Source organism: Pandoraea iniqua (genome assembly GCF_902459685.1).
GTDB classification, from domain to species: Bacteria; Pseudomonadota; Gammaproteobacteria; order Burkholderiales; family Burkholderiaceae; genus Pandoraea; species Pandoraea iniqua.
This window is the reverse complement of sequence record NZ_CABPSF010000011.1, coordinates 54,196-80,625: the sequence shown is the minus strand read 5'-3', so window position 1 is coordinate 80,625 and position 26,430 is coordinate 54,196. Positions and strand designations below refer to the sequence as shown.

Below are 26,430 nucleotides of genomic sequence, written 5' to 3'. Positions count from 1 at the left end.
CACACTGGCAATGGCTTTGTGGCCAAGTCGCTCTTATGTCTCGTCGGTTGGGCGCTGGGGTTCAAGTGGGAAGAGCGGTCATTGGTGGGGAGGCGGTTAGATTGGGCGTGGATCTGTCTGCCATGGGCAATAGGCCGGGACGCGCTTTGGCATATCAACAGGAATTCTGGAAATGAAGATTATTGAGAGTCGGTGGTGGTTTTGTTCGGGGGCCGCGGCATGCTTGGCGGCATGGGCCTTCTCGGCCCATGCCGCGGATTTCCGTGGCAATGTGCCGAGTGTGGCAGACGCGCAGATTGAGGCGGGTGCCGATGTGACACCGTCCGCGAATGCCCCCGTATTGGCTCCTGGATTGATTCAGGAGTTGCGCGATCGAATTCAAGGGAAGGAGGTCACGGAACTCCGTACTGCATACAACGCCCGTTACGGTGCGAGTCTGTTGTTCTATCCGCAGACGATGGGGTACTACGTCGCCATGTTTCACGATGGTAGTTTCTGGCGGGTAGTTAAGGTAGCTGACGAAAGTGGTGCGGAGGCTCTCTACTCCAACTTTGTGCAGCAAACCCAAGCTTTGGCCGAGGTTGAGATCCGTAGAACGGTACTTGAAGCGCAGCAAGCGATCATGCAAAAGGAGCTCGCTCGAAGTGAGGCCCGACTTGGTGCTGTGCGAAATGATCTGAATATTCAGCGCAAGCATGAACAAGCGCTAGTTCGAGATCAGAAGGCGGCACGCGAGCAAGCTTCAGCGTTGGAGTCAGAAAACGCTTCTGCACTTAAGCGCTTGGATGGCCTTCAGCAACGAGTTGGGGCGCTGCAGTCTGAGCAAAGTGGGGCTGATGTGGAGCTCATGCGTTCGATAAAGTGACGAACGTGGGTGTCTGTCTAATCTCTGATACGGGAACGATTTGGTTCGGTGGGGATTCGGGTTACTGGTAGCGTCGCGGACTATCCGACAAGGATCTCGCGATTAGTTGGCGGTGCCATTCGCCGATATATCGCGTTTGTGATATTGCCGGCATGCGGAATTTCAGTTGATCAAGGTTCCTTTGCAGGTTCTTCGCCATAAGATTCCCTGCCGCCAGCGCCGGTCTTCGGCATCATTTCCGCGCCTCTAGCCCTCACGATTTGCGATCAGATGGATCTGCGGATATAGCTGCGCTGAGTGCTCGCGTGCTCGCGTGATCGGGAATTTTCGTGCGCGTTGAATAGCCCTTCGCTGAAAGACTTGATCGCATTCGACGGCGAACTATCGGTTCTTGCTGAGCCCGGTCGGCACCTGCGTCCACCTGTTGGACAGGCGGCTGGGGCACGAAGATAGTGCCGCTCCTGCTCTACGAACTTCTGCTCTGAGCAAATGCTAGACATCGCTAGCGGTGCCGACCATAGTAACTCCTTCAGCCTGATGCCGGGACCCGTACGTTCGGACATGGTAATGACGTGCCGGTTCGTTTTCATTTGGGGCGGGCTGGAGGTTGCGTGGATCGGGTGCAACGGTTGGATTGAGTGAGAAGCGCCTTGCGGCCATAGATCGGGAGCACTGGCTCCGAATGCAGACGCGCACTGCCTGGAGGGGGGGGCGCTTTATGTAGTTTGGCAAGCGCAAGGGGCGGCTTTGGGTTGATAAACGGTGCCATCGCGCAGCATGGCAAAGAGCGCGTCGCAGCCCTGGCGTGCCAGAGCGACGAGCGCTTGGTTGTGGCGCTTGCCCTACTGGATCTTTCGACCGTAGTAGGCCCGCGAGATGTGGGCGCGCAAAGCGGCAAAGGCCGAGAGAAACTAGCCGCGTTTGAGCTCTTTGTTACCACGCCTCGAATCAAAGAGCCTGAGCGCCGGGGCATTGGCGCCAGGCCTGCGTCGGCCGCCAATTCTGCGGCGAAGGCAAACGCCTTGTGGGTCACTTCCGTCAGGAGTCGTGCAGCGGTCTTGAGCCGGAAGCTGGGTGTGCTACTCGAGACCGGCCAAAGAGGGGCGCTGTGCATCAGGCGCTCGACTTCGGCTGCATTTCATCGCTTTGCTGACGCTGGGCTGGGAGTTGCTGGGCCGGGCTCGGCATCATCAGCGTGGCGGGGAGGGGGAGCGCTCGGGCAAGTCGAGCACCGTAGGATGATCCACGCGAGGCCCGAGCACCCGCTTGAGCGCGGGATGAATCTGAGTGAGCGGGCCGCGAATGCAGTTACTGGTTTGACTGAGTTGGGCGGCTAGGTCGTCGTCGAAGCCGCACAGCATTCCACTCCGCGAGCGGTTCATCGTTTTGCATTGGAGTTCAGCCAGGAAGTGATATGGCCTGCAACAACCGCGGTGCCTAGTCTCGGCATCCGTGTGACGGATGGCTGAGGGAGGTCCCGTGCCAAACCGTATCGGCGATCACCAGCCGCCCACCAGACTTGGTGACTACTCCTCACGGATCATGACTACGACGGGGGGCATATGGCGATGCCAATTGGATGCGCCTGAAATCCAGTGAGGCGGTAAATCGGCCTGTTGTATCTCCTCGCGCCCCAAATGGGCGAGGGCGGTGGCATCGACGTTAGCCAAATATCCAAGGTCTTTCTCCTATTTTCCTCGATCTGAAGATCAGTTATGTCGCGACTACGTACACTCGAACTCTCCAATTTTTTGTTGGGGCAGCCGGTTTGTGGTTAAGAATTTCCGGCCGAAAAGTCTATTTATTAACGTGGAAATAGGATTGAATATGAAAGATGTCGAGCATTTGAATGATCTGAAGCGGCAGTCAGGTTTCACCTTGATCGAAGCGCTGGTTGTGATGATTGTCGGCGTCGTGATTCTTGCCGCTGCCGCCGCTGGTATCGGTAAGCTCTTCTCGACTTCAGATATTTCGACTGAGGCGAACAACATCACCCAGATGCAAGCCAACACGAAGTCCGTCAAGAATGGTGGGCAAGGCTATAAGGGGTTGAATAATACGATCGCTCAGCAGTACAACATTGTTCCGGTGAACATGGCTCAGGATACGACGGCCCACACTATTTCGAACGCATGGAATGGCGCGGTCGTATTTGGCACCGCTAGCGGCGACCAGGCGTACACCATTGTCTACAATCAGGTCCCCACTGAAGCATGCACCCAACTCGCTCAGAAGCTGAGCACGGCAGGCTGGGGAAGCATTGACGTTGGCGGCACGAAGATCACTTCGGCGAGCTCTCTTGCGAATATCGGTACGGCTTGCTCTGCGTCCAATTCAAACACGATGACGTTCACGTCTGCGAGCTAATCGCGCGTGTTTTGTGGGGGGGGCACAATATTACGCACTCCCCATGTAGGTTCGAATTGCTGTGTGGGGAGCGTCGAGGAATCGCATGGAGGAGTTGATTTCGCTACTGGCGAGTTCAAAAGTTCTGCTTGGCTTTGTTGCCGGGGCTATCGGGTTGTGCGTCGGAAGTTTCGTGAATGTGATTGTTGGTCGGGTGCCGATCATGATCGGTGCTGTTGCCGGTGACGAGAGTCTCGGTCTGTGCTTCCCTCGCTCTCGTTGCCCAGCCTGTCGGCATCCCTTGGCGCCGTGGGACAACATCCCTGTATTCAGCTTTCTGGCGCTGCGGGGAAAGTGTCGATACTGCAGCGTATCGATTTCGTTTCAGTACCCGGCGATCGAATGCGTTACTGCGGTGGCTTACGTTGTCATCGCCGCTGTGGCTGGATGGGATCCGAGATTGCCCGGATGGTGTTTTCTGGCAACAGTACTGATTGCGTTGTCGGGAATCGACCTATTGCACCTTCTGTTGCCTGACCGGCTCACGCTACCACTGCTGTGGGCCGGTCTTCTTGCAAATTCGGTTGGCATATACGTTTCTCCTCGGGACGCCATTGTCGGCGCCGTTTGCGGATACCTGTTATTCGCGTCTGTAGGGATTGTCTCGGGGAAGATTGCGGGGCGCGAGGCGCTCGGAATGGGAGATGCCAAATTGCTAGCCGCCCTCGGCGCATGGATAGGCTATCGGGATATTCCGATGATCGTTCTGTTGGCCGCTATGGCTACTCTCGTGGGGATGCTTGTGAACAAGTTGCGGGGTGGCGGGACATCGCAGTTGCCGTTCGGTCCTGGGCTTGCGATTGCTGGCATGGCGGTCGCGTTAATTCGTTGAGCTCTGCCGATTGGCAGTTAATGGTGTTGATTGAGCGTGAGTGGGAAATGAAGCGAAATAACGGATTTGTAGTGCGATCGACAACTACTCAAGCGGGTTTCACGCTGATCGAAGTCATTGTCGCGCTGATTGTGATGGTTTCGATGGTATCGGTCGCCGTGGTTTTCATCAATCGATCGAGCGATCAAACTGCTAACCAGAATGCGTCGGAACAAATGCGCGTTCTAGGGGACGCGGCGGTTGCGTACGTCCATGCGAATCCCATCGATGCGAACAATTGGCCCGTCGGACAGCCGCATGACATCGTTAAGAACGGTGACTGGACTGCCTTGAAAGATTATTTGCCTCCCGGCATCAGTGTTACGCCAGCCAGCCCAATTGGGGTTAAGTACAACGCGACCGCGGTTCCGCGAGTGGTGCCTGGTAAGGATAAGACATACGACGTTGCAATCTATACGGTGGCAATCCCCGGTGCGGGGCAATTGAGCGTTCCGGATCACGCAATGAAAATTGCGCAGTTGCTGGGTGCTGGCGGTTTTTACGGGGACAAATTAAATCGAGCGAGTTCAACTTCAACGCTGACGTTTTGGGGGGCCTATGGGCAACTTGACAAGCCGGATGCGTTGAGTGAGTTCAACCTAAAACCATCGCTTGGGCTCGTCGTCTATGTTCCGACAATTATCTCCGACCTAGCGACTGCGCCAGGATTGGATGCGGACGAATTTCTTCATCGCCATGAAACGAAGGGGCACCCTGAGTGGAATCAGATGACAACCGATATCGATATGAATGGCAATTCGCTAGATCTAACGACACAAAATGGTGTGGTATACGTCGGAGCCCAGGACGACCCTAACAACGTTGACGCAACGCATCCCAATCAAAACCCGAGCATGACGATAAAGGGTAATAACGGCGCCCCAGGCGGAATTTGGACGTCGAATGTGACGGCTGATGAGCAGGTCACGGGAAAAATCGTCGCCGCCCGGGAAGCGCAAATGGTGTTTGTGAACTCGAAACATGACGTCGGCGAAAATTGCGACGGCATTGGACGCATATCAACGAAAAAGGATACGGGGGAACTGCTCTACTGTTCCACTGCAACTGACGCCAAAACAGGTGTTTCAAGTTCGACGTGGTCGCTGGTGTCAGCTCGTAGCAAGAGTATGAAATACCTGCAAGTCGGCCTCAGCAAGACCAAGCAAGTGGAGGGGCTTCCCGAAGACTATACGTGGGGTAATTTCCGTGATCAGCTCTCTTGTTATGCATGGAGTTGGGACTCTGGTGATGTGGGCAGCTGCAAGACGAGATGGGGTAACAAAAAAGCGTACAACAATCACGTGGGCATGGCGACTCGATCGGTGACCAATAATGGGACCGTGCCAGTCTTTGTTTCGATAACCGCGGTGGGGTTGGTTCAGTCAGATGTGAACGGGGTGATGCGAGGGGAGGATAAAAACTCCTCTTTCTCAACTAAGTGCCAGATGGCTGCTTGGCTGAGTTCTCCTGGTGGTGAGCCAAGCGCGGGCGCTCCGCCATTGGTTTATACGCACATATCGTATACGCCAAGGAGTTCAAATGACAATGCTGATCAGCCTAGAAATTCATCCAAAGAAACGTTGACGACAGATTCCGTGGTTGATTCTTGTGAGCTTTCATTTTATGTTCCGCCAAATAAAAGTGTTATTACCCGATGGGCAACGTGGACTCCTAATGATACTTATGGTTATGGAAATGGTAATGGGCAATCCTTTGTTACCTTGTACGGTGATGAGGGGGAGTTGGATGGTAATAAGGTTGACGTCAGTGACACTAATACGGTGGATGTTTCCTACTGATGGGGTTGGCGTGAGTTGAGTTTTCTTGAGGTGTGTTCATAAAAAATGACGGTCAATGTTATGATTTTGCTCGGGATGATGGTCGTTGATTGTGAGCCTAAGTGTGACGTGGTTATTGTTAATCGTTGTTTTGAAATTTCCGGAATTTTCGAGGGAAATCAAAATAATGGTTGGTCGAATTGAGCTGCTTGGTAGGTGTGTATGTGGCCGATTTCTATCGTGCTTCTGATTTTTTCATTTGTCGTTGGGGTTCTTGGTCTTGTTGCTTACAAGGATAACGCGATTTACGACAGAAGGATTAGTGGCGGTATCGTTGAGATGTTTAATGCTTACGATATTGGAACTCGAGATTTTGCAAAAATTGGAAAAACACAAGTAATTCCGGATTGTTCGCAGGGGCCCTCTATGTCGGGAGTGACTCGAATAATGGCGTGCGAGATGGAGTTCGAGCGCGAACGATCAGGTATGCGATGGCTCAATGTCGACTCTTGGTGTGATGATAGCAGCGGGGGAGGGTGTAGTTGGGGGGCGCTTTATTCAAAGGACGGTGCGTACGTTTATAAAGTTGACGACGGCGACAAGAAACACATGCTGGCTGCATATGCTGAGCTATACGCTACCGATGCCGGGGGGGTGATCGTTACCGGTCAATCGCAGGTGGGTTTTCTCCATAAAGGGGAGTTGTTGGATCCGTCCGGAAAATTGGTGACGTCTGTTCCGCCTGTAACCGTGTTAGATGGGCTTGTTCCGGAAGGCGCCTTGGTTCGTGTTTTAAAAAATAATTGAATTAATATATTTGGGTTTTGTTTTGATGGTCGAATTTAAGGGGTGGTGAAATGCGGAAGTGCGAAATCGCCGTAATGGCTGTGTTTTTTCTGCTTTCCACGGGATTTTGCGATGTCGCATTTGCCCGGAGCGAACCGGACGCAGTGAACGATCACGTAAATAGTCAATCGAGGATAGGTGAGGGTGGTCCTCTCTCGCAAGTGGATTTCCCGGATAGTGGGCTTGTAGGGAGCAGCGGGGCAGCATCGGGCGGGGCGTCACCTGGTACGGATTTTCAGAGCCGTAGATTGATTGCTGCGCCGGTGGATGAGAATGCGGCGATGACTGAGACGAACGATGTGATTGAACAAGCGGTGCGTGTCCCCGCTGCACCCGGTGTGGCACAACGCATCTGGGTCGCGCCAGCGGGAACATCGCTTAAGGCGATCGTCGCGGAGTGGGCCGGCAAAGAGCGTTATGAGCTTGTCTGGGATGCCTCGTATGACTATCCGATTGTGGCGACGGTGAAGATTCAGGGAGATTTCGTTTCGGCCATTTCCCAGATATTCGATTCATATGCAACGGCTGACCGTCCACTAAGTGTCGACATCTATCAAGGTCAGAGGCTCGTTCATGTTAAGGCTCGGGGTGAGGGAATCGATGAGTAACATTCTCAAATGTGCCGTTGCACTGGCGGCAACTGTGATGCTGGCCGGATGCGGTGAGATCAATGCGCTCGACCATCGTGCGGATGAAGACATGGGGCACGCCACCGATACGCTGCAGGATTTGCGTGAGGGCAAACCGCAATCGGTCGTTAATGTTCATGAGACGGGGTATTGGGTATCCACGAAATCGCGGCTTTTGGTCGCGCCGGCCAAGACAGTGGATTGTGATCTCACACTGAATACCGCGGGCCCGTTGAAACTGACTTCCGTAGCTGACAAGATTTGGCAGATATGTAAAGTCCGTGTGCGGGTCAGTGCCGATATACGCAAGTCGGGTGACGCGACGACAGTGCAGTCGGGCGCAGGAAATCCCCAGACAAGTATGACCGTCTATGGCGGCAGGTCGGGATTGCCATTGCCGGACGCAAGCCAGCGTGACGCCGACCCTATGGTCGATGCCAACTGGTCTGGGCCGCTTTCGGGATTAATGGACTCCATTAGCGCCCAAGCAGGTCTGAATTGGGAAGTGACTGAGGAAGGAATCCGCCTCTATCGGATGGCTACCGAAGTTTTTCAAATCCACGCGCTACCCGGCACGGACGCCTTGACGACTTCAATGAATTCGGCCGGATCTGCGTCGATGGGTGATAACGGGGCGAGTGGCGGTAGCAGTGGCGGTAGCAGTGGTGGTAGCAGTGGTGGTAGCAGCGGTGGTAGCGGCAGTGGCGGAGCCAGCGGCACGGCGGCGAACGCACAATCTGTAACGTCGTCGTTGACCCAATCCGTGCTGGACGACATAGAGAAGACGGTTAAATCCATGTTGACCCCGGGGGCGGGAAAGGAAACGCTTTCCCGCTCGACCGCTTCACTGGTAGTGACCGATACGCCGGATGTCCTTGCTCGCGTGAAATCCTACCTGAACCGGCAGAACAAATTGCTTGAGACACAGGTGGTGCTCAACGTCAAAATTCTGGATTTGACGTTCGATCGTGAAGACCAATACGGCATCGACTGGGACCTCGTTTATAAGGGCGGAGGGGTCAGCCCCTCGTTGCGGAATGCTACGGATGCCGTTGACGGTGCCATAAGTGGAGGCGTAAAGATCGTCAGAGGGCCTTTCAGCAATAGTTCGCTGATGATGAAGGCACTTTCCTCACAAGGAAAAGTGTCGGTAATTACGCAACCTTCTGTCACGACTCTGAACCTCCAGGCCGTTCCGATGCAAGTGGCGACGGAAACGACGTACGTTGCGTCGCTGGACACCACAAATACGGCGAATGTCGGCTCTTCGACCGGTGTGAATCCGGGTACCGTCACCACGGGCTTCAACATGATGTTGCTGCCGTATGTGTTGGCGAACAAGGAAGTCTTGCTGAAATACGACATCAATCTCAGCTCGCTGACGGCTCTCAAGAACTTCAAAGCTTCATCGGGCCAAAGTACGGACTCCGACACGGACCCCGATACGGACAAGGATAAGAACAAGGACAACACCTCGGCGGGCACGATCCAGCTTCCGACCGTCGACATGCGAGGGTTCAGTCAAAAGGTGCGGTTGCATTCGGGAGAGACATTAGTGCTTACGGGGTTCGACGCGGATAGCGGTGCGAGCATCCGAAGTGGCGTCGGGAGTCCGAACAATCCCTGGCTGGGTGGCGCGCGCGACGGGCACCGACATCACACCGTCATCGTGATCATTATCACCCCTGTGGTGTTGGGGGGATAAATGGACGAGCAGCAAACGCAAGTTCCCACTTCGCGAACCGAGTTGTTCGGAAAAACGGTGGTGGCCGGGTTGGTCTGGCAGCCTCCTGACGGTGGTATTTCTCGCGCACGTGCTCGCAAGGAGGGACTTGCGTCGGGGTTTGGATTGATGGCCCGACACCGGGTGGGGCATGCGATTCAGATCGGATACGTATCCCACGAGTCATCGCTGATCGGCGCGTACTCGCTCGCGCTGCTCTTGGCGAACAAACTCAAGCATGAGAACTGGATCGGTGCGTTCCGCTTGCCCGACTCGCGCTATGCGCTAGTGGGGGTTCTCCAGGGGGCCATCATGGCGGGGCGCGATGTCATTGGTACCCGCGGCGAAGTGGAGTCGTTGTTGCGCTCGACGGTGCAATTGATTCAGGACGCTGGGCAGACCCTCGAAGCTATTTTTGCGCCGGAAGAATTCGAGACGCCATGGGAGGAGCGCCCTCTTCAGGATGTTCTGACCAAGTCGGACCTCAAGTCCGGTACACGCCTTAAGTCGTTGTCTGGGCAGATTTCCCGTAAGCAGCTGACGCTGTTATTCGGCGTCGGAGCAATGATTGTTGTGGCGGCGGCCGGGAACTGGCTTTGGAAGATGCACAAAGAGCGGATAGCCGAGGCATTGCAAGCGCGCTCGAATCAGGTGGTTCTGGTTCCGCCTCCGAACCCTTGGGAGAAATGGCCGACGGCTGACGCACAATTCGCAGTTTGGCAGCAGGCCGCGGCGCGCGTGCCGTATTCAATCGCCGGTTGGCCCGTTGCGATGATCGTGTTGCAGGAGGATCGCCTGACAGCGGGCTACGTGAGGAAGTCGGGGCCATCCGTACAGGCGTTCCGGGCGCAAGCCTTGGCTACGATCGGGGTTCGACCGCAGGTGGATGCCGAAGGGGGGCGAGGTGAGTATGTCCGCGATTTAAGTCCCCCTGCGGGGCGAGGGAAGGAAACGCTCGAGCCCAGCAGCGCTCTGTTGCTCGATTGGATCTCGTACTTTCAGTCGCTGGGTATTTCCGCGCCCACTCTGAAGCCCATGTCAGCGGAAATGCCGCCACCATTACCGCCGTCCCCCAAGGGGGAGCCGAAGCGGCAATGGGCGCCAGCGGACTGGGAAACCTACGGCTGGGAAATGGAAACAGACATCGATCCAGCGATGGTGATTGGATTGGCTCCATGGCCGGGCGTCAGGGTGATCAGTGTCGTCATCGACACGACGAACGGCGCGCCGCACTGGAAGACGAAGGGGGTAGTGTATGCAAGTAAGCATTAAATGGGCAGCGAAGACGGCGGCGGTTGCGGTATTGGTCGCGGTAATGGGGCCAGCCGCATTTGCACAGGCGCAAGGCTCGTCGGCGCCCGCGCCGGCGCCAGGTGTTGCTGCGGGCGTCAAGCCTAATGAGGCAGCTAGGCCGCAAGGCGGCGAAACCGCTGCAACCACGCCGGCAAATTCCGTCGTCGCTGATTTAGCGAAACTGCAAACAGAGGTCGCGTTGCTTCGCGCGCAGACCGAGCGAGCAACGGCCCAGGCGGAGTTGGATAAGGCAATGGGAGTCAATCGTGCCAACGCAGGCGGCAGAGGGAGCGCGCAATTGCCGATTGTTACTTCCATCTATGGACGGGACGGCATGTTGAGCGCGTCCATTCGTCTCGACCAGGGAGGGAAACTTACGGTACGTGAGGGAGACCACATTTCTGGTGGCTACAAGGTGGCGCGCATCGATTCGCGCGAGGTGACCTTCTCTCGCCAAGGACGGAACTATCCGGTCGCCCCGACTGCCGATTTCGCGGGGGGCATTGGCCCGGGAGAGGGGGGGCTCATGCTCGCGCCTCCGCTCCCGATGGGCGCTATGGGAGGGGCCACTCGACGATGAGTCAGGGCTTCGCGAGACTGATCGAAATGGTTCGATCCGGTGCGTCGGTTCTGTCGCTACAAGAAGGGCCATTGCAGGTTGACGCCGAGGATCGAGGGCTCATGTGTCTCGTTGCCGTGCCAGGGCGGGAGAAGAGAGCGGTGATGGCGATCTCCACGTCGCATCGTCTCGATCCACACGTGCTGCATTACCAGGAAAACGTTAGGCGCCTGGGGTGGGAGTGCGAGTATGTTCCGTGTGACATGCGCAGTGTGCTGGATCTGTACCGTTTCTCTCCCGCCAGATCCGGTGAGCTTGCGGCCTCTGACTCCGATCTGCAGCGCTACATCGTCGGCCTGATCGATGAGGCAACGGAATTGCGATCGTCAGATCTTCATATTGTGGTGCGTAGCGGCTACTGCGAAATTCTGTGCCGGTCCGATGGGGTTCTGCAGCCCATGCAGCAGTTACGTGGCGACGAAGGGGTGCGACTATGCGCGACGATCTACCAGAGCATGTGCGACGTCGCCGAGCCCACCTTCAAGCCGTTGCAGGCACAACGTGCGCGTATGAAGGACGAGTTTCTGGCCGAGTGTGGTTTGTCCGGGGCACGGATCAATACTCGCCCGCTCGCGCGGGGCATGTTGATGGTGCTGCGTTTGCTTTATGCAGAGAGCCCAGGGGCGGTGAAAACGTTGAGCGAGCTCGGTTACTTGCCCGAGCAATGCGAGATCCTCGAAGAATTGATGGAGCAACGTACTGGGATGGTACTGCTGTCGGGGCCGACAGGTAGCGGGAAAAGTACGACACTGAAGGTCATCATGCAAAAGCTGATGGCCGAACAGGCAGGGATTCACCTGCTTACGCTGGAGGACCCGCCCGAGTACGAAATCGAAGGTGCAAATCAGTCGCCGGTGACTGGAGATCGGGGAGATGCCGGCGGTGTTGCTCAGGAGTGGGCGAATGCGATCTCCGACGCAATGCGTTTGGATCCCGATGTCATCATGATTGGTGAGGTTCGTGATTCGGTGACGGCGAAGATGGCATTCCGTGCAGCGATGACAGGGCACTTGATCTGGACCACGATTCACGCAAACGATGGTCTAGCGATTCTCCCTCGGTTGCAGGACGAGTCCGTGATGGAAACGTTGTTGACAGATTCGAAGCTTGTGACCGGTCTTGTCAACCAGTCCCTGGTGCAGGTGTTGTGCCAACACTGCAAGATGCCGTTGATCGGGAACGAAAACGAGGTTTCCTCGCGCCTACTCGAACGGTTGCGCGCGCATTGCAGGCTTGAATCTGTATTTCTCCAGGGGCCGGGCTGCGAACACTGCCGATATCGCGGTGTTGCCGGCCGCACCGTTGTGGCGGAAGTGATCAAAACGTCGCCAGGACTGATGCAGGCATATGCCGACGGACATCATTTGGGCGCTCTGAAGTATTGGCTTCATGACATGTGCGGTCTGAGCAAGGTGGACGCACTGATTCGGAAGATAAATGAAGGATTCGTCGACCCGCGCGCCGGAGAGCGAGTCATCGGACCGGTTGTTCCGGCTCTGTTGACCTTGGGAACTTGAAATATGGATCTTAATGAATACGTAGAACGTGCCAATCGTTGGTTTGCAAAGGCGCAGTTCGGTGTTGCCGCACGCATCAAGTTCTACGAGAACCTCGTGATGATGATCGAAAACCGCGTGATGCTTGTCGATGCGTTACGTGAAATGTACAACATCGCGAGCAAGGATGGAAAGAACCCAATGAATGGCTTTGCAGTCATTCTGGATAGCTGCCACCAGGCGGTTAACCATGGCAGTACGCTCGCTGAAGGATTGAAGCCATGGGTGAGTCCCAATGAAGTTGCGGTGATCGCTGCAGGCGAACAGTCTGGCGACTTGGGGAGTGCCTTCGGGGACGCGATTGCCATGATTGACTCTGGCAGAAAAATCAGAGGTGCATTGCTCGGTGCGTCGCTTTATCCGATGGTCCTTGTCATTATGCTCTGTGTCCTGCTCAACATCGTTGCGGGAAGCCTGGTTCCCAAACTCGCTTCGGTCTCGAACCCAGAAAATTGGCAGGGCGCCGCGTACATCCTGTATTTGATGGCGGAATTTGTTACGCATTATGGACTGTGGACAGTGCTTGTCTTGAGCACGTTGCTTTGCCTGATTGTCATTTCGCTGCCGCTACTTGGGGGGCGAGCCCGGATTCTTCTGGATCGATTCCCACCTTGGGCGTTGTATCGCACGATCCACGGAAGCATTTTCATGCTTAACGTGGCGTTGTTGATCAGGTCTGGAATGATGCTTCAGTCCTCGCTCGAATTGCTGTACCAGCGTGCGGGGTCTCGATGGCTGAAAGATCGCGTCGGTGCAACGCTGACGAAGATTGCTGCGGGCGCCGATTTCGGAAGCGCGCTACAGGAAACTGGCTACAACTTTCCAGATCCTGAGGCGATCGCCTATCTGCGATTGCTATCTCGTCTGCAAGGCTTCGATCAGGCAATGGCAAGATTTGCTCGCCACTGGCTAGACGAAACCATACTGAAAGTCCAAGGGGCGGCGCGTGGATTTCTGCTCGCCTCGATCATCTTGATGGGCGGAATGCTGACACTGACCGTTACTGCGGTTTCAGGAATCGAAAGCGCCATCGAGCAGTCAGCGGCCGCGAACAAATGATCTGCCTTCCAAGGCCAACTCACATCAAGTTATATAAGCATGACCAACACTTCTACATTTGGAACTGTCGCTGATTACGATGCGGCACTGGAAAAACTCAAGGCCGCATGTGGCCCTATCATTCTCGAGGCGCTGAATGACAGCGCCGTCGTTGAAATTCTGGTCAATCCAGATGGAAAGCTCTGGATTGAGGCGCACGGAAAGGGGATGTATATCGCAGACCCTGCATTTTCGGCAGAACGAGCGAACGAGATTTTGACACTCACCGCATCAATGCAGCGTGCGACACAGGCGACGAATTCGGCGATTATCGAGGGCGAGTTTCCAATCGATGGCTCACGCGTCGCCGGCTTGTTGCCCCCACTCGTGAAAGGCCCGACATTTTCACTTCGGAAGCGCTCGCCAAGCGTTTTTTCGCTCGAGGACTACCAGCAGAGCGGAATCATCAAGCCAATCGGGGCCGCGCCGGTGCGACTCGGTACCGACATCGCAATGGGCAAGGCCAGGAGCTTTGTGCACCCGACAGATGCTATTCGTGAGGCCGTGTCGTTGCGCAAAAATATCCTGATCGTCGGCGGTACGGGGAGCGGGAAAACCACGTTAACCAATGCTGTATTGCAGGAAATCGGTGTTCAATGTCCGCGTGATCGGATCGTCGCTATCGAAGACACGATGGAGTTGCAGGTTAGCGTTGCGAATAACGCACTTTTGAGGACCAGTAAAGAGGTCGATATGCGCGCTCTGCTGCGTGTCACCATGCGTTTGCGGCCCGACCGAATTATCGTCGGTGAAGTCCGCGGTGGGGAGGCATATACGCTCTTGAAGAGTTGGAACTCTGGCCATCCCGGAGGCGTCGCGACCATGCACGCCAACTCTGCTGAAGAAGGCCTGCAAAAGCTCGCACATTACATCTTTGAGGATCCTGCAGCGCAAAGTTTCCCCCCAGAGACGATTGGTTGGATGATTGCGTCAGCAGTCAATTTGGTTGTGGTCATTGAAAAGACGCCGGCTGCACCGGGGCGCACGGTAAGCGAAATCTGTGAGGTCACCGGATACATGAACGATCGTTACAACATGAACGTTCTTCGGATGCAAACTAGTAGTGGTCGAAGTGAATTCAAGCCGCGGATTTAACCGTTCGTTGCAAGCCTCGGTTGGTCGTTCGAGGGCTCGACAGCTAACCCGAACGTGCAGTCTATTAGCTTTTTTCGCTATTTTAGGACTGGGCTGTACGTTCGCGTTCGCGGGTGACCACAGTGCCCGAGTGGACATCACGAGCGAACGTTTTCAATGTTCCGTTAGCGCTTCGATTGAGTTTGCAATTCCGGTCAATGCAATGCTCGCCGTCGCCGAGCAGGAGGGGGGGCGTCCTGGCATCTGGATGAAGAATTCAAACGGGACATTTGACGTAGGTGCTATGCAGCTGAATACATCATACCTGCGTCAATTGGCTGGTTACGGCATTCGGGCAGCGGATGTCGCCGCCCCGGGATGTTACGCGTATCGATTAGCAGCTTGGCGAATCCGTCAGCATATTGTTCACGACTCCGGTGATTTTTGGACGCGTGTGGCGAATTATCACTCGAGAACACCGATCTACAACGCAGACTATCGGCAAAAAATCATGGTGCGGGGAATGAAATGGGCAAATTGGCTTGCTCGGAATTTCCCTGTCTACTACGCGCAATAGTTTCTGACGAGAGATCTTGGTGGCCGCGTGATCCTAAATTGCATGCATTCGACGGTACCACGCTCTGGGTAGAGTCAGGTTAGAAAAATTGACCCGGCTGATTCGTATTTTTATCGGCATCGGATCGACCTTCGGTCATCGCGGTTTTCCGGCGAGCAATCAGCAATGCTGTTCAGGTAGCCCTTGGCCCCAGCTCGCGGAACTGGGGGGGGGCTCGGCCTGACCAAGTGCACTCACCATCGCGAAATGCCCAACGGATCGGGATGTTCGAGTAGTTCTCATGATGTGGGAATGGTGGGTGCCGTAGAATTGCATGTTCGATTGCATTCGAAATCGCCCTACACGGAGCATGTGCCTCGGTTCGATCCCTCCGGTCACGACCGCATCACATCTATCGCAGTGCAATAAACCCCTCTGCACTGCGATATCTCTTGATATTCGAGTGAAAATTCACACCGAAGCCCTCCAGGTCTTTCACGTGCGATATATCTGGCGGCACTGCTAAGAATTGTGAAGTCCTCGATAAGATGTCGCAAAGTTGCATCTCCTCGCTTTTCCTAGTGGTCAATGGCGCGCAGATATTGTTTCATCCTAGAAATAAAAATGCATTTTAAATGCATGAAAGCGGGGCGATGTTCTGCGGGAGAATTGGATGGAAGCGATTGAAGTGGTGTTTTCCCACGACAGCGTGGATGCACATGATCGGGGTGATTATTGGCGCGAGATGACGCGACCTGTCTTTGACATCGTCGCTTTAGACGGACTACGCGCCAATACGGCCGTCGGAGATCTGCGAAGTCGAGCGAACGGCGAGCTGTTTCTCGGCCGCACGACATTCTCATCACAGAAATTCACTCGATCACAGAGGAAGGTCCAAGTTTCTGGTTTGGACGGCTATATTCTCCAGTTTCTGACGAGTGGAGAGATGCGTGGGAACGTCGGCAAGGAGTATCTTCAACTCGGGCCTGGGGATATTTGGATTTTGGATCTTAGCCGCACCTGCGAGAATCAGGCGAGCTCAGGGGCACGGCTAACCATGATGATTGAGCGAGACCGTTTGGAAAAGCTCATGGGTCGGCCGGATCTTCATGGTCAGGTATTCAGGCGCCGCCAGCCGGTAACAAGAATCTTATTCGACTACATGGTTGAGCTATGGAGTGTCTCGCTTGACATCACTCCGGGGGCAGCATCGTTGTCGATCGATGTGGTTGGCAACCTGCTCAGAGGGGGGCAGTCAGACAGGTTGAGGTTGTCTCCGGAAGAGGAGCTCAATTTCCTTGAGACAATCCGAGGTCGAATTCTGCGGTTTGTTGACCAGCAACTGGAAGATCCAAACCTCAGTGTGGAAATGATTGCTGATCGTTTTTGTATCTCTAAGAGCAGTTTGTACCGCGCTATGGAAATGGATGGGGGAGTGGCAACGGTTGTTCGCGAGCGGAGGCTCGCGAAGGCATTTTCCCTGTTGGTGAGGGGCGACATGAAAATTGCACAAGTCGCATATGCGTGTGGGTTCTCAAATTCGCAGCAGTTTTTCAAGGCATTTCACCGCAAGTTTGGCTTTCCGCCGAGCGAAGCAAGATACGCCAACGCACGAAATATTATCGCTCCAAATCTCGGAGACCTTCTCTCACACTTCGAAAGGTCTGCCCCGCGGTCGTTATGAAGCCCCATGTCAATATCGAGAAAGATGATGTGCGTGCCAGATATCGTATTTTCGACCTCCCGCTTCCCTGAACATCTTCGCAATCACGTTTGGCGAGATGCAATTTCACCGCTTTTTGAATTCACACCGGTTGATGGGACTCAAGTTGAAGGGCGGCTCTGGCTCAGTCGTGTTGGCGAATTGCTAATTGGAAAGTCTACGCTTAGTGCTCAGAGGTATGAGCGCAGTCGCAGGCTCGTCTTGTCGAGTGGACTGGACCTGTACATCGTTAGCTTGTTTGTTTCCGGAGGACTCGTCGGGGATTGCGACGGTGTGTCCGTCAGCGTGCGTGCTGGCGATATCCTTGTCCTGGATCTCAGCCGTGTTGCGCGCATGCAAGTCGATCCAGGTTCGACTGCCACGATTTTTCTTCCGCGACAAAAGATTGACAAGGCGATCCCGGGACGCGACCTCCATGGCGCGGTGCTCGACGCGGCGATTCCGATTGTCCGTCTACTGGTCAGTTTGATAAATGGCATGGTGGACGAGGCCCCGGCGCTTGCAGGGGAGGCCGCGGCGGCAACCGAAGCCAGCTTGTTGGCACTCTTCGCTGATGCCGTGGCGAATCGTCCAAGTGTGAATCTTGAGTCGGATGACTCTGTAGTGAGTCGTGTGTTGCGGCGTGGAGTGCTTGACTACATCGATGCCAACCTAACCTCACCTGAGCTCAGGCCCGAATTAATAATCGAAAAGTTCCGTGTTTCCCGGGCTCATCTGTATCGCATTTTCGCATCTGACGGCGGGGTTGCCAGTGTCATCCGCGATAGGCGGCTGGACGTAGCGTACCGAGCCCTAGTACTAGGGGGCGGTTCGCTCGACCAATCCATTACGCGTGTGGCATATGAGCTCGCGTTCTCCGGAAGCAATCATTTCCTACGAGCTTTCCGGGCTCGCTTCGGGATAACGCCGAGTGAGGCGAGAGAATATGCTCCAAAATTCGACCTCGCTGGTGGCGGGATTGAAGGATTGCAATCTCATTTTATGAATTACTTGCAGCGAAAAGGTTGATGAAGGTTCGGAGGGGGATCGTGCCGATCTTGTGGGATGCATGATATTCGCGAGTTTTGAATATTCGCGGCCCGATTTTGAAATCCCGTTTCATTGGCGCGAATCTAGTTGCGCCAATCGAGTCCTCCGCGTGGCCAAAGCTAGAATCGGTGCGAAGGATCCCGTTCACGCAAAGAATGAATAACTAGAATGCGCGAAAGGAACGATTCACTCTGACAGACAACGATCCGTTGTTGAGAAGGAAGGCCACGCTTCATGGATGACAATCTGCAGTTTTCGCGAGCAACGCGCTATTCGTCACTCGCCGTGTTCTTTCATTGGGTGGTAGCAATGCTTGTCCTGCTTGCGTACGCGGCAATTCTGATTAATGGGGAGTTCCCTAAGGGATCCGTGCTGCGTGCTACTGCGATGGCACTCCATGAGTGGCTTGGCACTTTGGTGCTAATTTTCGCGGTGCCTCGCTTGATTTGGCGTCTCGTTAAGGGCGGGCTCCAACCGTTGCCGGGGCATAGTCGTTGTGTGCATGTTATGTCAGCGATGACGCACTTCTTGCTCTACGCATTCATTTTTGCGCAGCCGTTCCTAGGGTATCTTGCAATGAATGCCAGCGGGCATACGCTCAGCCTTTCCCTGTTGGGTATCAATCTGCCTGTCGTTGCAGGGTTTGACAGCGAGTGGGCCAAATCAATCAAGACTGTGCACGAGACGATAGGCAGCGCGTTTTACTGGGTCATTAGCTTGCATGCCATGGCTGCATTATGGCACCACTATTTCCTGCGAGATTCGACGTTACGACGCATGCTTCCGTGAGGGGGCAAGCGTTGTCATTCGACTATGCCCCTGCACGGTTGCAGATAGTTTCTGCGACAGTCTCAAATTTCTTCTGCGGGGATGCCTCCCGACCAGCATCCTTGCAGCCTTACTACTATTGCAGTCAGTTTTAGTCATGAGGGCCTGTGCAGGTTGATGCACATGAATCAATCGTCATCGCGCCCCGGACGTGTCGAGATGGTCGCCTACTTTTGAAAACGCGATATGGCGATCGAATGAGTGTTCTCGCGGGCGAGGGGGCTGAGGGGATTGTCATTGACGGGCGTCGTGGCTAGTCTGAAATCGGTCGGGCTTCGATCGCGTTCGGGGGGAGGAATCGAGGGCTGCCCTTCCTAGCCTAGTCAGGTGAGGGGAGATGCCGCTTCCGCGTGAGGCAGCATTTTTTTCGGAAACGACGTTGCCAGACTGGAGGTGGTATCGGGGTGAGTGCTAATGCCAGCGGGAAAGTTGCGGTGGCACAGAGTTCTTCAGCCTTTGCAAGAGATGGAGCCTCAAGGAATCTTCCACTTGGCAATACCGGTGAGTATTCGGTCGTGAGGCGCCTAATTGCTCGATGGTCACGCCGTGGGGAGTAGGTTGGCCTGCTCAAGCATCCATTGCTCAATCCGGTTGTGCCACATGCGAAGCATGTCAAGGGGGCGTCGTCGGTAGTGCTTTTCCGCTAATGCGCTTGGCTTGTGCCCCATGATTTGGGCGGACACGCCTGCAGGCATTTCGATCCATTCACACAGAGTCCCGAAGGATCGGCGCAACCCGTGCACGCTGATGTGTGGCAGGTTTGCTCGGTCTAGCGCTTTCATATGCGCTTTTCTCGGCTCGACAATTCTCCCTTCTTCAGCCGTGATGCTGCTGAAGACCCACTCATTAACGCGTGGTAGTTGCTTCAGCAACTCAGCCAGATAGGGCGTCAACGGGATAATTCGTCCCGTCTCTTCCACCTTGTCCGAAAGTGACAGGCTTCCCCATTGAAAGTCCACATCGCCCCAGCTTAACTGGGCCAACTCTTCGCGTCGCGCACCTGTAATAAGTAGTGCCTGAAGATACGCAGAAATGACGGGGTTCGGAATATTTCGGACTTCCGAAAACCATGGTTCCAATTGCTCCCGCTGCAAGCAGTCCTTCTTCATCTTTGGACGAGGAACCGACTCTTTCACCGCCCGAGCGGAGCATGCTCTTGCATGGGCGATGTTCGCGAACGCCGGTTGTTCATCACACCAGATCAGGAATGCTCTCAATTTTCTATAGGACTGTTCGGCCCCAGTCGGGCGATCCGCCGATTCGGCTGCGAGCCACTTGGACACTGTATCGGGGGTTAGCTCGGCAAGCCGAAGCTGCATCATCGGTGCAAGTGGGCCTGGTCTGGTAAGGCCCTTTCCGCGAATTTTGGTTTCTCCACCGGGCTGCGCGAGATTGATATGGTCTTGCAGATGACGTGTCCCCCAATTCGCCTTGCTGACGTTCAAGTATTCCGTCCAAGCCTGAGATACCGTGGCTCGCTCGCGCTTCACATGCAGCTCTGCCTCACGTGCCGCTACCAGAACTTCGCGTTTCTCTTCCCGAGGATCGCGCCCCTGATCTGTCAGAAGCCTAAGTCGCGTTGCCTCCGTTTGAGCCTTCGCGATCGTCCACGACCGGGTATCGCCGATCGTGATACGAATTGTCTTGCCGTTGAGTCTCCCTTCAAAGATGTAGGACTTGGCTCCGTGCAACGTCACACGTACGCCAAGTCCCGGCGTTTTCGCATCCCAATGGAGTGTCTGTTGTCTTCCTGGTACTGCGGCGAATTTTGCGACCCGCTCGCTGGTGAAGTTGACCTTGTTCATCGCTGCCTCGTGTAGGTGCCGTGTAGGCGCTGTGTAGGCAAATTCTAACCTTTTGGGTCACTCTCGATCAACATGGAGAAATTTTCAGGAAATAATTTTATTAATATAATCAATGTGTTGTTGATTATTTTGGGTGTGTGTCAACTTCGGTCAATTTAATGTTGTTCGGCCTTCTAAGCCGACGGTCGGGGGTTCGAATCCCTCTGGGCAGGCCAGCTTTTCAAAGGGCAGCCGTCGCCCGCTTCCACCGAGTCGCATGTTCATCACACTTTCATCACCGTGAGGACACATGGCGACTATCCGAAAGCTCGGCGCGAAATGGCAATGCCAAGTGCGCAAGAAGGGGCACCCGCCCCGTACCCAATCCTTTCATTCGCGGGCAGACGCCGTTCAATGGGGGCGTGACCTTGAGGCACAGATTGATCGCGGGCAGTTCCTCCCGCCGGTACACGTTGAGCTATTGAGCGCTCTGCTCGACCGGTATTGCGACGAGGTGTCACTGAGCAAACGGAGCGGCAAGAGCGACCTTTGGCGGGCTAAGACCATCAAGCCAGTGTTGGGGGCCAGTCACTGGGGCCGGTAAGGGTTTCGGGAAGAGGTGACCCGCACCCTACACAGGCGATCAACGATCAGCAGATGGGCACCGGCAAGCATCGCAGAAAATCATGGAAAAATTTGACCCGCGAGGCGGCGAAGAAACCTAGGACAACGTCTTGAAAATCAGCAAACAGCCGTCAGGTATAACCAAGGCACATTCCGCGTTCCTAGTGGATTTGCAAATTGTCAGGCCGATTGGTCGCGACCTCTGAGGAGAACATATGGCATCCAAGAAGAAGCAAAAGAAGCAGCCCCAACACTTCGCCCTCATCACATTCGACTTGCACAAGGCGGACCGGGCTCAACGTGATCGGGTGCACAAAGCCATGAGCAAACTTGGCATCGACAAGAAGCTGAAGAAGCGAAATGGTCATTCGCTTAAACCACCACACAACACGTTCACGGGACTTTTCCCGGCGAAGGACTGGCCCAGTACATCAAAGTTGGCCGACCATCTCCGGGCCAAGATTAAAAAGGCGATCAAGCGGGAAGGCCTTGCCGCCATACTAGTCGTAGCCGTTTCGGCAAACTACGCGTGGGCCGTAACCGAATTTAAGGCTTAGGCCCGGGCCGACCAGTATGCAGTCCTGTGCCCCGACTGTGACGCGGACGAGAACCGGTCGAGATGGACGGACTAATGGCGGCGAGTGTGACGCGGGGATGAGTCGAGATGGATGCAGCGAGAGTGCACGAGATTGTTCGGGGAAGATGACCGGGGCCGTCATGTCGACAGGTTCCGTGCATCGTTTAAACGGTATCGCGCCAAAATTAATGACGACCAACACGCTCATTCCGAGTTTACAAACACTTGGCAGAATATGAGGCGGGGTAATTCGGCGAGATTCCGAAAGTTACAAAAACCGCGAAATGGGTTGTGCTACCACTTGTCAACGACGGTGCCCTGCTTTATATTTTCATTGCTCGCCGGAAATTGCCAGCGAGGAAAGTGACAGGTTGTCAAGCCATGCCGGGCATCTCGTAGAGAGTCCAAGCATTGCGAACAGCACGTTGACGAAGAATTCCATTACGCGAATCTCCAAGTTAACACTGACATGATACTGCATTCCTAACATTAGCGGCCAAAGCTCGGGCTTGTCCTGAGTGAGATAATGTAAAGAACATTGATGTATATCCGGGGGGGCGTTTATTTGGATTGCCGCCAACCGTCGTCTCCTCGGTTTGCTAGGTACTATCAATGAATAAGCGCGCAGAATGGTTTAGGAGACGGAGGTATCTGCATTTTGATTTGCCTATTAGCGAACGAGCCGCAACGGCAATCGTTGAAAATCCGGATATCGTTGGGCGCCATTCTTTTTATCCCTTCGTAAATTTCGTCATCACCAGCGCAAAAGTAAAATGGGATGCTGGAATGAAGCGGTTGGTGACGACGCCGAAGGAGCGCTCGGTTAGCTATGCATCACACGTCGACAGCCATATCTACGCTTTTTATGCATCGATGCTCGATAGGCTATACGAGGAAAGACTTAGAAAACTTGGGTGCCAATCGGCTGTGCTTGCTTTCCGAAAGCTTGGGAAGAGTAATATCCACTTTGCTAAAGATGCGTTTGACTCCATAAAGTCAATTGGTGATGCGGATGTTATTACTGCTGACTTCAGTGATTTTTTCGGAAACCTCGATCACAAAATTATTAAATCTGCGTGGTGCGATCTGATTGGCGTTAAAGCGCTTCCAAAAGATCACTATAACGTATTCAAATCTATTACAAAATTCTGCCACACCGACAAGAGAAATCTTTACGCAGCTCTTGGTATTTCAATGAATAACCCGGGGGCTTTCGGGGCTAGGCTGTGTACGCCGGAGTTATTTCGCGCCGTAGTTCGCGGGTGCGGTCTGATCGAAAGGAATCCTCACCCCAAAGGGATTCCACAGGGTGCACCGATCAGCGCTCTCCTTTCCAACATCTACATGTTGCAGTTTGACATGATGGTGTGGGACGCCGTTACCGCAGCTGGGGGAAGATACTTTCGCTATTGCGATGACATGATCGTCATCGTTCCGAAGGGGAGCGGCAAGGATATGTTATCGCTCGTGAGACACCTGTCGGATATTTACAAGCTCCCGTTGCACCCCAAGAAAACTGAAGAGCGCTCGTTCGTGATGACTTCGTCAGGACTGGATGCTGACAAACCCCTCCAGTACTTGGGATTCCTTTTCGACGGGAAACAGGTAATTCTTCGCTCGGCCTCGTTAGCTCGCTACTCCGACAGGATGAGAAGAGGCGTGCGGTTGGCCCGGTTAACCATGCGCAGCAAGAACGAGCTACGAACGGCTCGCGGCGAAACACCTGTTCCGCTGAAAAAGCGCAAACTCTACAAGCGATATTCCTATCTTGGGCGGCGCAATTTCGTGTCGTATGCTCTTCGAGCAGCAAAAATTCTGGACACGCGAGCAATCAAGAGGCAAGTGAAGCCTCTCTGGCGACGGTTGAAGCAGCAGATGGCGTAATCAACTTCGTGATCGCACCTACGTTTTTTTGTCAATCAACGATCTGTACGGGGCAGTGAGGCGCACACTGCTAACTGGAGATATGGAAATATTCGGGGTACAGCCGGGGATGTGGTTCCCCGTTGTCACACTTCTGTTGGGAGCGATCCTAAAGGCGGTGTTCGATGCGATGACAGATCGCAGACTGGAACGACGTGAACAAGCAGCTAGGCATGAAGCTAGACGAGACGCCTTTCGGCTGCGGCACTCAGAGTTTCAACGTGCAACGCTGCTCGAACTTCAAGACGCCGTTGTTACGCTGGCTCGTTTAACAGGGCAATCCCATTATCAAGACTTGATAGCCTATCGCACAAAAGGAACATGGCAGAGGGAGCCAAATACGGACGATGTATCAGAGGGCTTCTTGAAATCGCAACAGTTGCTTTCTAAGCTCCGCGTCCGGGTCAGCAACGATAGAATACGCGAGCTGACGAAAGACGTCTCGTCGGCTTGTGCTGACACCGTCCATGCGCCAGATGAAATGTCTGCCACTTTAGCACTTAGTCGTATGAGCGATGTCCTTTCGGAACTTCAAGACAGCATCGGGGATATGCTCAGAAGTCTTGACGAAGATGACGCAACTGCTGATTCCTAGAACAACGGTAAGCTCGTGGTCCAACGTCTGCTTTGTCCGCCCCTTTCCTTTCGCGTTACGACAGACAAAGTGCTCCCTCTCATGAACCGCGTTCGCAAGGTCAGATATGGTTGATGCCGATACGTTTTCAGATGATCAGAGACAATTCCTTTCCCTCATCGTCGCCGATTTAAATGGACCAACATGTGTGGGCAGCCTGCTCCGCATAATTGAAGACACCCTGTACGCACTTAAGCCGGAATGGGAGCTTGACAGGATTCAAGGCGACGAATTGAGGCGCAACTTGGAGGTCTGCCTGGCGGCGCTTCAATACATGAAGGTCAAAAATGTTTCGGATCACGGATAGCTCACGATCACACGCCGACAGAAGTCGACGCGCCAATCGCTTCTCGCAACATTTCAACTGATGGGACTGGGCGGGCAAGATGCCTTTCACCCGCCCCTTGTTCGGGAGACTTTTTCCGAGACACTCTGCCGATTCTGGCCGGAAGTTAGCAAACTGGCGGTGGAGCAGGAGCAGGAGCAGGAGCAGGAGCAGGAGCAGCTGCGCGGAGCGCGGACGCGAAGGGAGCCGTTCTCTCAGCAGAGGTTATAGGTTCGAGCCTTGTGCCGCCGCCGGATTCGACGGGATGACGGATACGTCCCCCGTTGTTTTCCAACGACGCCCCCCCCTATCTCTTCGCGCGCCGCTCATCGCACTTCCATCACACCGACCGCTATAATCCGCTCTCACATTCGGCTCAGTTGGATTGAAGACAGGAGGCTCCCAGCCCCACTGCCGCTCCAAAGCGAGGCCTTCTAAGCCGACGGTCGGGGGTTCGAATCCCTCTGGGCAGGCCAGCTACTCTCGCGAGCTGACCGCGTCATACCGCGAAGTCACCCCCGCAACGCCTCTCCCTGTCACATCCCCGACACAACCCCCCTCTAAGCTACCCGGTTATCGTGCTGGCGCGGCCACTTCTGCGCTGGCCTCTCTTGCGTACCCGCTCCCATTGTTTCGATGACCGACAAAGAAAAGAGCTGGGCGATTGCCGAGGATGTGGCGCGCATGGCCGGGGTGTCCCGCTCCGCCGTTTCGCGCACTTTCACGCCCGGCGCCAGCGTCTCTCCGAAGACGCGGGCCCGTGTGCTCGAAGCCGCGAAGACGCTGAACTATCACGTCGACATCAACGCCCGGAACATGATTCAGGGCCGCAGCACGTTCGTCGGCGTCGTCACCTCCGCGCTGGTGAGTCCCTTTCGCGCGCAACTGCTCGCCCCGATCGCGCACCATCTGGCCGCGCGCGGCCTGCTGCCCATTCTTATGAATGCGGACGATCCGGACCAGACCAGCTACGCCCTGCAACGACTGCTGAGCTACCGCATCGCCGGCGTCATCATGACCTCCGGTGCGCCGCCGCTCTCCTTAGCGCGCGAATACATCGAACGCAAAGTCCCCGTCGCGATGATCAACCGTGCCCCTGAGCTGGAAGGCGCGGACGTCATCAACAGCGATAACCACGCCGGTGCCGCACTCGCCGCGCGCGAACTGTTCGATTCGGGAGCGACGCGCTTCGCCTTCATCGGACCGCACGCGACACACTTCAGCGGACGTCAGCGTTGCGAAGGTTATGTCGACGCACTCTCGCGTCTGGGCGTGCGCAAGAACCGGATCACGTTGTGCAATTCCACCATTTCATCGTACGAAGCTGGGCAACTGGCCGCGCGTGAAGTGCTCGCCGACGCCGCTACCGCGCCAGACGGTGTCTTCTGCGCCACCGACATGGTCGCGCTCGGCTTCATGGACGAAGCCCGCCGTGCGTTCGGCCGCCGTTTCCCGGAAGACATTCGTATCGTCGGCTTCGACGACATCCAACACGCCGCGCTCGATAGCTACCGCCTCTCGACCATTGCCCAGAACACCGACGCGCTAGCCCATAGCGTGGTCGACATGCTCACCCAACGCATCACCGACTTCTCGCGCGCCGCGGAAGTCCGCATCGCCCCCGTCACCTTCGTGCGCCGAGCCACCACCGGCTGACCCGCGCCCAACA

Annotated in this window: 22 protein-coding genes and 1 pseudogene; 21 read left to right on the top strand and 2 right to left on the bottom strand. The window is 55.1% G+C overall.

Annotated features, from left to right (window positions below; translation table 11 throughout):
• Positions 1-172: 172 nt before the first annotated feature.
• A complete protein-coding gene (locus PIN31009_RS26365; RefSeq protein WP_150740617.1) occupies positions 173-865 on the top strand; it encodes a DUF2968 domain-containing protein in 693 nt (230 codons plus the stop codon).
• A gap of 716 nt (positions 866-1,581) precedes the next feature.
• On the opposite strand, the pseudogene PIN31009_RS26360 reads toward PIN31009_RS26365, so the two are convergent.
• A pseudogene (locus PIN31009_RS26360) lies at positions 1,582-2,175 on the bottom strand (transposase); the annotation flags it as partial.
• 517 nt (positions 2,176-2,692) lie between these two features.
• On the opposite strand from PIN31009_RS26360, the gene PIN31009_RS26355 reads away from it, so the two are divergent.
• The 15 genes from PIN31009_RS26355 (at position 2,693) to PIN31009_RS26285 (ending at position 18,855) form a co-directional block, all read left to right on the top strand.
• On the top strand, positions 2,693-3,232 hold the full coding sequence (locus tag PIN31009_RS26355) for a type 4 pilus major pilin (RefSeq protein WP_150792043.1): 540 nt from the start codon (positions 2,693-2,695) through the stop codon (positions 3,230-3,232).
• Positions 3,233-3,317: 85 nt separating this feature from the next.
• A complete protein-coding gene (locus tag PIN31009_RS26350; RefSeq protein ID WP_150740619.1) occupies positions 3,318-4,103 on the top strand; it encodes a prepilin peptidase in 786 nt (261 codons plus the stop codon).
• Positions 4,100-5,941 carry a prepilin-type N-terminal cleavage/methylation domain-containing protein gene (locus PIN31009_RS26345; RefSeq protein ID WP_150792042.1) on the top strand — a complete coding sequence of 614 codons (1,842 nt, stop codon included), beginning with the start codon at positions 4,100-4,102 and terminating at the stop codon, positions 5,939-5,941. The genes PIN31009_RS26350 and PIN31009_RS26345 overlap by 4 nt, the downstream gene beginning before the upstream one ends.
• Positions 5,942-6,142: 201 nt before the next feature.
• Positions 6,143-6,727: a hypothetical protein gene (locus tag PIN31009_RS26340; protein WP_150740621.1), complete on the top strand. Its 585-nt coding sequence runs from the start codon at positions 6,143-6,145 to the stop codon at positions 6,725-6,727.
• Positions 6,728-6,801: 74 nt separating this feature from the next.
• Positions 6,802-7,374: a toxin co-regulated pilus biosynthesis Q family protein gene (locus tag PIN31009_RS26335; RefSeq protein ID WP_174991118.1), complete on the top strand. Its 573-nt coding sequence runs from the start codon at positions 6,802-6,804 to the stop codon at positions 7,372-7,374.
• Positions 7,367-9,100, top strand: a complete 1,734-nt coding sequence (gene pilN, locus PIN31009_RS26330) for a PilN family type IVB pilus formation outer membrane protein (RefSeq protein ID WP_150740623.1) — start codon at positions 7,367-7,369, stop codon at positions 9,098-9,100. Before PIN31009_RS26335 ends, pilN begins: the two co-directional genes overlap by 8 nt.
• Positions 9,101-10,390: a type 4b pilus protein PilO2 gene (gene pilO2 / locus PIN31009_RS26325; RefSeq protein WP_150740624.1), complete on the top strand. Its 1,290-nt coding sequence runs from the start codon at positions 9,101-9,103 to the stop codon at positions 10,388-10,390.
• Positions 10,374-10,991, top strand: a complete 618-nt coding sequence (gene pilP, locus PIN31009_RS28495; protein WP_150792041.1) for a type IV pilus biogenesis protein PilP — start codon at positions 10,374-10,376, stop codon at positions 10,989-10,991. The genes pilO2 and pilP overlap by 17 nt, the downstream gene beginning before the upstream one ends.
• A gap of 143 nt (positions 10,992-11,134) precedes the next feature.
• Positions 11,135-12,547, top strand: coding sequence for a GspE/PulE family protein (locus tag PIN31009_RS26315; RefSeq protein WP_217426851.1), 1,413 nt, complete (start codon positions 11,135-11,137; stop codon positions 12,545-12,547).
• Between the two features lie 3 nt (positions 12,548-12,550).
• Positions 12,551-13,645 (top strand): type II secretion system F family protein, encoded by a 1,095-nt coding sequence (locus PIN31009_RS26310; RefSeq protein WP_150740627.1) that lies wholly within the window; start codon positions 12,551-12,553, stop codon positions 13,643-13,645.
• Positions 13,646-13,684: 39 nt separating this feature from the next.
• Positions 13,685-14,779, top strand: a complete 1,095-nt coding sequence (locus PIN31009_RS26305; protein ID WP_150740628.1) for an ATPase, T2SS/T4P/T4SS family — start codon at positions 13,685-13,687, stop codon at positions 14,777-14,779.
• 130 nt (positions 14,780-14,909) lie between these two features.
• Positions 14,910-15,335, top strand: a complete 426-nt coding sequence (locus PIN31009_RS26300; protein WP_150740629.1) for a lysozyme family protein — start codon at positions 14,910-14,912, stop codon at positions 15,333-15,335.
• Positions 15,336-15,987: 652 nt separating this feature from the next.
• Positions 15,988-16,998, top strand: coding sequence for a helix-turn-helix domain-containing protein (locus PIN31009_RS26295; protein ID WP_150740630.1), 1,011 nt, complete (start codon positions 15,988-15,990; stop codon positions 16,996-16,998).
• Positions 16,999-17,031: 33 nt separating this feature from the next.
• Complete coding sequence (locus PIN31009_RS26290; RefSeq protein ID WP_174991119.1) at positions 17,032-18,045, top strand: helix-turn-helix domain-containing protein; 1,014 nt, start codon at positions 17,032-17,034, stop codon at positions 18,043-18,045.
• A 255-nt stretch (positions 18,046-18,300) separates the two neighbouring features.
• The gene (locus tag PIN31009_RS26285) at positions 18,301-18,855 is read left to right on the top strand and encodes a cytochrome b (protein WP_150740632.1); all 555 of its coding nucleotides are present in this window, start codon (positions 18,301-18,303) and stop codon (positions 18,853-18,855) included.
• Positions 18,856-19,433: 578 nt separating this feature from the next.
• Here the strand turns inward: PIN31009_RS26285 and PIN31009_RS26280 are convergent.
• Positions 19,434-20,699 (bottom strand): tyrosine-type recombinase/integrase, encoded by a 1,266-nt coding sequence (locus tag PIN31009_RS26280; RefSeq protein ID WP_150740633.1) that lies wholly within the window; start codon positions 20,697-20,699, stop codon positions 19,434-19,436.
• A gap of 818 nt (positions 20,700-21,517) precedes the next feature.
• On the opposite strand from PIN31009_RS26280, the gene PIN31009_RS26275 reads away from it, so the two are divergent.
• From PIN31009_RS26275 to PIN31009_RS26255, 5 genes are all read left to right on the top strand, one after another.
• Entirely contained in the window at positions 21,518-21,859 is a 342-nt protein-coding gene (locus PIN31009_RS26275; protein ID WP_150792040.1) for a hypothetical protein, read from the top strand.
• Between the two features lie 632 nt (positions 21,860-22,491).
• Positions 22,492-23,763 carry an antiviral reverse transcriptase Drt2 gene (gene drt2 / locus PIN31009_RS26270; RefSeq protein WP_150792039.1) on the top strand — a complete coding sequence of 424 codons (1,272 nt, stop codon included), beginning with the start codon at positions 22,492-22,494 and terminating at the stop codon, positions 23,761-23,763.
• A gap of 82 nt (positions 23,764-23,845) precedes the next feature.
• Positions 23,846-24,397: a hypothetical protein gene (locus tag PIN31009_RS26265; protein ID WP_150792038.1), complete on the top strand. Its 552-nt coding sequence runs from the start codon at positions 23,846-23,848 to the stop codon at positions 24,395-24,397.
• Positions 24,398-24,503: 106 nt separating this feature from the next.
• Positions 24,504-24,743 carry a hypothetical protein gene (locus tag PIN31009_RS26260; protein WP_150792037.1) on the top strand — a complete coding sequence of 80 codons (240 nt, stop codon included), beginning with the start codon at positions 24,504-24,506 and terminating at the stop codon, positions 24,741-24,743.
• Between the two features lie 654 nt (positions 24,744-25,397).
• Positions 25,398-26,417, top strand: coding sequence for a LacI family DNA-binding transcriptional regulator (locus PIN31009_RS26255; protein ID WP_150792036.1), 1,020 nt, complete (start codon positions 25,398-25,400; stop codon positions 26,415-26,417).
• The last annotated feature ends 13 nt before the right edge of the window (positions 26,418-26,430 follow it).